This is a genomic window from Aquisalimonas sp. (assembly GCF_007120195.1).
Taxonomy (GTDB): domain Bacteria; phylum Pseudomonadota; class Gammaproteobacteria; order Nitrococcales; family Aquisalimonadaceae; genus Aquisalimonas.
Window position 1 is genome coordinate 1 of sequence record NZ_SKOG01000219.1, and the last position, 6551, is coordinate 6551.

General features: G+C 60.5%; 8 protein-coding genes, 1 tRNA gene and 1 pseudogene. 7 read left to right on the forward strand and 3 right to left on the reverse strand.

Going from position 1 to position 6551, the window contains the following annotated elements; translation table 11 throughout:
• From QZT63_RS15575 to QZT63_RS15585, 3 genes are all read left to right on the forward strand, one after another.
• Positions 1–436 (forward strand): TIGR04255 family protein (locus tag QZT63_RS15575; protein WP_290652415.1); only part of this gene is annotated, 436 nt, incomplete at its 5' end.
• A gap of 14 nt (positions 437–450) precedes the next feature.
• Positions 451–792, forward strand: coding sequence for a hypothetical protein (locus QZT63_RS15580; protein WP_290652416.1), 342 nt, complete (start codon positions 451–453; stop codon positions 790–792).
• A 3-nt stretch (positions 793–795) separates the two neighbouring features.
• A complete protein-coding gene (locus QZT63_RS15585; RefSeq protein WP_290652417.1) occupies positions 796–1212 on the forward strand; it encodes a type II toxin-antitoxin system VapC family toxin in 417 nt (138 codons plus the stop codon).
• 155 nt (positions 1213–1367) lie between these two features.
• On the opposite strand, the gene QZT63_RS15590 is transcribed toward QZT63_RS15585, so the two are convergent.
• The 3 genes from QZT63_RS15590 to QZT63_RS15600 all read right to left on the reverse strand — a co-directional run bounded on the left by QZT63_RS15590 (position 1368) and on the right by QZT63_RS15600 (position 3012).
• A complete protein-coding gene (locus QZT63_RS15590) occupies positions 1368–1511 on the reverse strand; it encodes a hypothetical protein (RefSeq protein WP_290652418.1) in 144 nt (47 codons plus the stop codon).
• A 241-nt stretch (positions 1512–1752) separates the two neighbouring features.
• Positions 1753–1828: transfer RNA gene (locus QZT63_RS15595), tRNA-Asn, on the reverse strand.
• A gap of 101 nt (positions 1829–1929) precedes the next feature.
• Positions 1930–3012, reverse strand: coding sequence for a phosphatidylserine/phosphatidylglycerophosphate/cardiolipin synthase family protein (locus QZT63_RS15600; RefSeq protein WP_290652419.1), 1083 nt, complete (start codon positions 3010–3012; stop codon positions 1930–1932).
• A gap of 504 nt (positions 3013–3516) precedes the next feature.
• Between QZT63_RS15600 and QZT63_RS15605 the strand changes: the two genes are divergently transcribed.
• The 4 genes and pseudogenes from QZT63_RS15605 to QZT63_RS15620 all read left to right on the forward strand — a co-directional run.
• Positions 3517–3681 (forward strand): hypothetical protein, encoded by a 165-nt coding sequence (locus tag QZT63_RS15605; protein WP_290652420.1) that lies wholly within the window; start codon positions 3517–3519, stop codon positions 3679–3681.
• A 386-nt stretch (positions 3682–4067) separates the two neighbouring features.
• Positions 4068–5921 (forward strand): 1-deoxy-D-xylulose-5-phosphate synthase, encoded by a 1854-nt coding sequence (dxs, locus tag QZT63_RS15610; RefSeq protein ID WP_366637291.1) that lies wholly within the window; start codon positions 4068–4070, stop codon positions 5919–5921.
• A 179-nt stretch (positions 5922–6100) separates the two neighbouring features.
• Positions 6101–6283, forward strand: a complete 183-nt coding sequence (locus QZT63_RS15615; RefSeq protein ID WP_290652421.1) for a hypothetical protein — start codon at positions 6101–6103, stop codon at positions 6281–6283.
• 62 nt (positions 6284–6345) lie between these two features.
• Positions 6346–6551: pseudogene (locus QZT63_RS15620) on the forward strand (hypothetical protein); the annotation flags it as partial.

Genomic DNA, 6551 nt, shown 5'->3' on the forward strand with positions numbered 1-6551 from the left:
CCATATTTTAGAGTTGGCTGACGCCCTAAAAGAAACTCAGTTACTCGATAAGATTGAGCGATTTTCCCTGAAGTATGTTGATTTCATCTCTTTTGATGAAAGTCCTTCTTTGGATTGGGTTCGATTTGATCTGAAGCTTGGTGATAGGCCGCTTTCAGATCATCCAATTCAGCTTCGGACCGAAATTCGCGAGCGGGAACTTCTTAAAATAGTTCAGGTTGTAAATCCGGCTAATGTTCGTATGACAAGAGACGAAAAGCAGAGCATCAGCAAAAAAGGACTTTTGGTCGACATAGATACAATTGACGATAATAGATCGTCTGATTTTTGGAGCGTGTTCCCAGATCGACTTAGGTACGTCCATGATGAAGGGAAGAAGCTCTTCTTTGAAATAATTTCTCCAAGTACGCGAGAAAGACTTGGGCCTGAATACTAAATGGAGGGAGCGACATGAGCCAGGACACCTATCTCAGTGAAAACGGGACGTGGTTTGTTGGTTATGGCGGCGCTGCCTCGATGGGTGTTGTGGCGGCCATGCTTTCTGCGTCTAGTGTGGTTGAGGCTGAACCCATTGAAACCGAGTCCCGATATGTTCTCCCCCACGCCGCATCGAGCACCCTTTCAGGTCTGGTGGAGTTTGAACAGGCTACGGATGTCGAACCATACAGGCCGCGGACGGAGCTTGGTCGTAGATTGGTGGAACTGCGGCAGCAAGCTATTGCTGATGGTATGGAGTTGTGGGACGCGGACAGGATCACCCAGGAGGTTAAGGAGCGGAGAGGAGAGGCGTGAGGTATGTCCTCCGCACGTCGGGTGTACCTCGATACTGGGGTGCTCATATCTGCATTTAGAGGCGAAGATGAGCTTGCGAACCGTGCACTAGAAGTCTTGGATGACCCGGATGTGTGCTTGGTTTTGTCTGAATATGTGAGGCTGGAAGTTCTGCCAAAACCGATTTTTCATAAAAATCTATCTGAAGAGCGGTTCCTTCAGGAAGTGATTGGTGTGTCTGAGTGCATCGAATCCACGCGTGAAATTCGAGACCAAGCGTTTACGCTCGCCTGCACTTATTACCTGAACACCATTGATGCACTACACGTAAGTGCGGCTATTGCTGCAAAAGTCGATGAGATTATTACGCTGGAAAACTCTACCAAACCAATGTGCAACGTGAGGGAGATTGTAGTCCGCTCTCTTCGGGATGCAGGTTAAGCTTTTCGGCTGGTTTTAAACTTGTAATACCAGGAGGGGGCTGCCAGGCCGAGCCCTGCGCCGCCCTGTATGCTTCCGCATGCATTCTGGCCCCCCTCTCCCTGAGCACTTCCCGCATGACTGCCTGTCATGCTCGAACGTCCCGCCCGGCCGGTCTAGGAAAATGCGCAATTCATCCAGCGGTGCCGCCTGGGCTTCCGCCAGAAGTAGTCGTCTTCTTCGGCTGCCGTGTCGGCGTGGTAGGTGCAAGCCAGCGTGAGCCGTTCCTGCCAGCCCTGGCCGTAGCTGTCTGTCGCCATTGGTGCCCCCCTTCTGGTAATGCCCTGACCATAGCCGGGCCGCATAAAGAAAAACGCCCTGCCGAAGCAACCACAGACCACCACGCCCACCGGAGCCGCCGCGCCACCCGGGGGGTGGCCTAGTCCTGGCCGTGTTGTCATCCGGTGTAAGCAGTTTGCGTCCACCTGCTTACATAGTGCTTACACGGGGCGAGAGGGCAAAGAAAAAGGGCTTAGGTTTTCGCCTAAGCCCTTGTTTTGTTGGCTCCCCGGGACGGGCTCGAACCGCCGACCCAGTGATTAACAGTCACTTGCTCTACCAACTGAGCTACCGGGGATTTGTCTAGAGCGGTATTTTACCTGACCCCGACCTCCGGTCAACCGGAGCTCGGGGTCAGGGGCGCGCGTGAATCGGGTGTATCGGAACCTCTTGAGCCTGCTAGAGCCACCAGCGCAAACGCCAGCCGAGCCGGCCCCCTAAGCGTTCCCACCAGCTGAAGCGACTCAGGGTTTCCAGGGTGATCTCGGACGACTCGTTCAAGTCCTCGGCAAACTGCGCCTCCAGCGCGCGGCATATGCTCGGGTTGATGGTGGTGTAGTTGATTTCGTAGTTGTGAAACAAACTTCGGTAGTCAAGATTTGCTGTACCGACGCTGGCCCAGGCGCCATCCACGACGATGGTCTTGGCATGGATCGATCGGGGCCGGTATTCGTGGATGTGCACGCCGGCACGCAAGAGTCGGTCATAGATGAAGCGGGCGGTCATTTGAACCAGTCGGTTGTCACTGATAGCCGGCAACAGGAGCCTCACCTCGACACCCCGCGACACCGCCTCGGTGAGCTGGTTGCGGGTTCGCCGGTCCGGGGCGAAGTACGGCGTGGTGAGCAGCACCTTGCTGTGTGCGTGGCTAAGCCCCTGATGGAACAGCGCCCGCAGTGCGTGGCGATGACGCGGTATGCGATTGGTGACCAGGGCATCACCGCGGAAAAGGTCCGGTGGTGTCGAGCGGCGGAGTCGGCGGGGGACTCGGCGCGTCCAGAATACCTGGAACAGCTCCGCCGCCTGGTGCGCCATCTCAGGGGCGTCAAGGCGGATGTGGGTATCGTGCCAGCGTCCGGAGCCTACGCACTGACGGCTGCTTTCATCATGGATGTTGAACCCGCCCAGATAGACGTGATGCTCGTCCAGCAGTAGCAGCTTGCAGTGGTTACGCCGGTTGTAGCGCCAGGGATCGCGCCAGGACCAGCGGTGGAACACCCGAACCTGCACGCCGGCTTTTTTTAAGGCATTGAGAAACGCCATGGGCGTGACAAACAAGATGCCAGCGGCATCCACATGCAGTCGCACGTCCAGCCCCCGCTGTGCTGCCTTTTTCAAGGCCGCGGCGAACCGCTGACCGGTCCGGTCAGCGGCGAAGATATAGCTTTCCATCCATACGCGCTCCTGGGCCTTGGAAATCCCCTGGAGCATGTCCTCGTAGAGCGCGTCCCCCTCAAAAAAGAGTTGATGGTTGTCTATCATGGAGGCGCTTCATTTCGGGTCATGGCCAGATTTCATAGGTATCTAGTGGAACTGATGGACACGTGCATCCTCATATCTTACGCCTGCTCGCGTGCCGAGCCGGGAATGGGCGCCTCTGTCCATCGCCACGGGCATCAGCGAGAGGGGGCTTGGCCGAGCGCCCAGTCAGCCCGGTTCACCGTCCGCTCTGACAACCCCTGGTGGATTTGGTGCTCAAGCGGGCTGGCAACGGGCATGGTTGTCCGTGTATGTTCTGCTGTTCGTGGTGCTTGCGGCGCTGGTCCGCCAAGCAATTCCCCCGGGGGACGGGCGGCGCGGATAGGGGATGCGACGTACATGACGGGCATTGATACAGGTGGGCGGGGTATTCGCCGTTGATTAACCCATGCAGCATGCGCGCCGGCGAGGTGAAGGACCAGTCGCCCGGACGATGTGGGCCGATTCGGGCAGAATGGTTGCAGATGCGGCACGTCCCATATTGCCGCCGACCCAGGGGATGCCGCGATGAGCCGAGACCGTGCCAACGTGCGGAAGGTGCTACAGTATCGCCGCGAGCGTTGGCGGAAGGGCGGGCGCCAGGTGGGCGCACTGGAGCGTGCGGACCTTCCGCTGCAATTGATCAACGGTGCCGCGGGTTCGGTGGTTGGTACGGACACACCCGTGCACTGACTTCGTTACGTACCCAGGGGAGCGCTGCATGAGCTCGGATCCGAGGTCGGCCGTTATCCGCCCCTCGAAGCCCCCGTGGACACACTGGCTGCCTATTGCGCGTTTCGCCAGTCAGATGAGCTGCCATATGCCAGCGCCTGACGAACACGCGCGCGCTGTCAATCAACTTGATCCGCGCCGACTGCCCATAGGTAATGGCACTCAGGGTGTGCCGCGCGTATCGCTACTACCATTCAGAACGACACAGCTCAAGACTGGAGTTCGCGACCCGGTCAGGCTGACGTCTTGTGCACGGCCAGATTGCAACAAGCGCTGGTGCGTTCATGGCTAAGGCAACCGCGCGCGGGGAAGTAAATCCGATCGCTCCTTCGGAAGAGGGCGTTTCAATGGAAACCAACCTTGTCACCCAGTCCCGTTGTTCGGACACGATTCCGGGCCTTGATGATCTGCGTCGTCTTTCTCCCACCGAGTTGAGTGAGGTTGCAAGCGGGTTGCGCGACTACCTGCTTCGATCGGTCAGTCACAGTGGGGGCCATTTTGCCGCCGGGCTCGGGGCCGTTGAGCTCACGGTGGCTCTCCATTACGTGTACCGTACGCCATTCGACCGCCTGGTCTGGGACACGGGGCACCAGACCTACCCGCACAAGATCCTGACCGGACGCGGGCCCGCTCTGTCCACCGTGCGCCAAAAGGGTGGGTTGTCAGGGTTTCCCCATCGGGTGGAAAGCGAGTTTGACACGTTCGGCGTCGCCCATGCCGGAACGGCGGTGAGTGCAGCGCTCGGTATGGCGGAGGCGGCGAGGGGTGAGGGCCGCGGCCGGCGCGTTATCGCCATCGTCGGCGACGGCGGCATCACTGCCGGTATGACCTATGAAGCGTTGAATCACGCCGGCAGCCTGAGTGCCGACATGCTGGTCGTTCTCAATGACAATGAAATGTCGATCTCGCCCAGCGTGGGAGGCCTCCAGGAGTTTCTGCACTGGGTCAAGCGTCGCAGCGGCCTCGCTGCACCCTGCCGCGGGCCATCCGCGGCACCAGCATCGGCACCGGCCGCTGTGGACGAGCGATCCGCCGGAAAGCCGTTCGAGTTTCTCGGCTTCACGTATTCCGGGCCGGTCGATGGGCACGACGTGGAAGCGCTGGTGGATGCCCTGCACCGGTTGCGCGAGTGTGGCGGGCCCCAGCTGTTGCACGTGGCCACACAGAAGGGCAAAGGTTACGCCCCGGCGGAAGCCGACCCGGTGAAATACCACGGGGTCACGCCGTTTGATCCGCATCGAGGGCTCGTCAAGAGCGGCGGTGGCTCGCCGACCTACACGGAAGTCTTTGGCGAGTGGGTGTGCGACATGGCGGAGCAGGACCCCAGCCTGACGGTGATCACGCCCGCCATGCGGGAAGGCTCCGGCCTGGTGGAATTCGCCGCTAAATTCCCGGAGCGGTATTACGATGCGGCCATTGCCGAACAGCACGCCATGACGATGGCTGCAGGGCTCGCGTGCGAGGGCAAGCATCCGGTGGTGGCCATCTACTCCACGTTCCTCCAGCGCGCCTACGACCAGCTCATCCATGACGTCGCCTTGCAGAATCTACCCGTCCTGCTCGCCATTGACAGGGCTGGGCTGGTGGGGCCGGATGGCCCCACCCACGCGGGCAGTTTTGATCTGGGCTTCCTGCGCTGTGTGCCCAACATGGTGGTGATGGCCCCGGCGGACGAGGACGAATGTCGGCAGATGCTCTACACCGGATTTCGCCATTCGGGGCCGGCGGCGGTGCGCTACCCCCGCTGCCGTGGTCCGGGCCGCAAACCGCGCAGGCAGATGGGCTCCATTCCCCTGGGCCGCGCCGAGGTGCGCCGGGAAGGGCGCCGCGTGGCCATCCTTGCCTTCGGTGCGATGGTCCCGCTCGCTGAGCAGATCGGCGAACGGATGGGCAGTACCGTGGTCAATATGCGATTCGTCAAGCCGCTCGACACAGCGCTGCTGGAGCAACTGGCGGCGGATCACGAACTGCTGGTCACACTGGAGGATAATGCGGTGGCCGGTGGCGCGGGCAGTGCGGTTAACGAGCACCTGGTGACAGCATCGCGGTCCATGCCTGGGATCGTGAACCTGGGGTTGCCGGACCTGTTCCTGGACCACGGAACCCGCGATGAGCTGTTCGCGCAGTGTGGTCTGGATGTGCAAAGCGTCTGCGGTGTCATAGAACGTCACTGGGCGGTCAGGGAAGCAAGGGGGAGATAGTGGCCCGGAGGCCCCTGGGGCGGTCTCGGGCCGCGGTCGACCGGGGAGAAGTCATGTGTCCATGACTGGCGCCCGCAGCCGACAGTTGCCGGAGCGGGAACCACCACCGAAGCGGAGTACTGACGAGGACGGTCTCCTCACACTCGCCCGCGGGGGCGGTGTCTGCTAGGCGGAGCCCCGTGTGCACTGCCGCGGCGATAGTCGGCGCGACATGGTCGTCGTCCACCCTCGTCGATACCCGGAATCCCATGGGTGCCAATTTGGTCAATACCGTGTTCGAGGCCGTGTCCTCGCTGGTCGAGGTCATCACCGGCGGAGAGGTCTCGCTGTGCATCCATCGTTTAAGTACGGCGTTGCAGTAAGGATCCTGGCCGCGTCTGCCATGCGATGAATCTGGCTGGTTATCAGGCCATGGAGGTGCGAATTGGGTGACAAGCGCTATGGGCGGCATGTTCCGGTGTCCAGTGATTGTGAAGATCTGATCCTGGTGACGCCGGGCGATGAAGAAATCGGTTACCTGTCCAAGGCGGCCTGCCACGACGGCGAGGGGGTGCTCCATCGGGCCTTCTCGCTGTTTGTCTTCGCCTCCGACGGGTCGGTGCTCCTCCAGCAGCGGGCGGCTGACAAGCG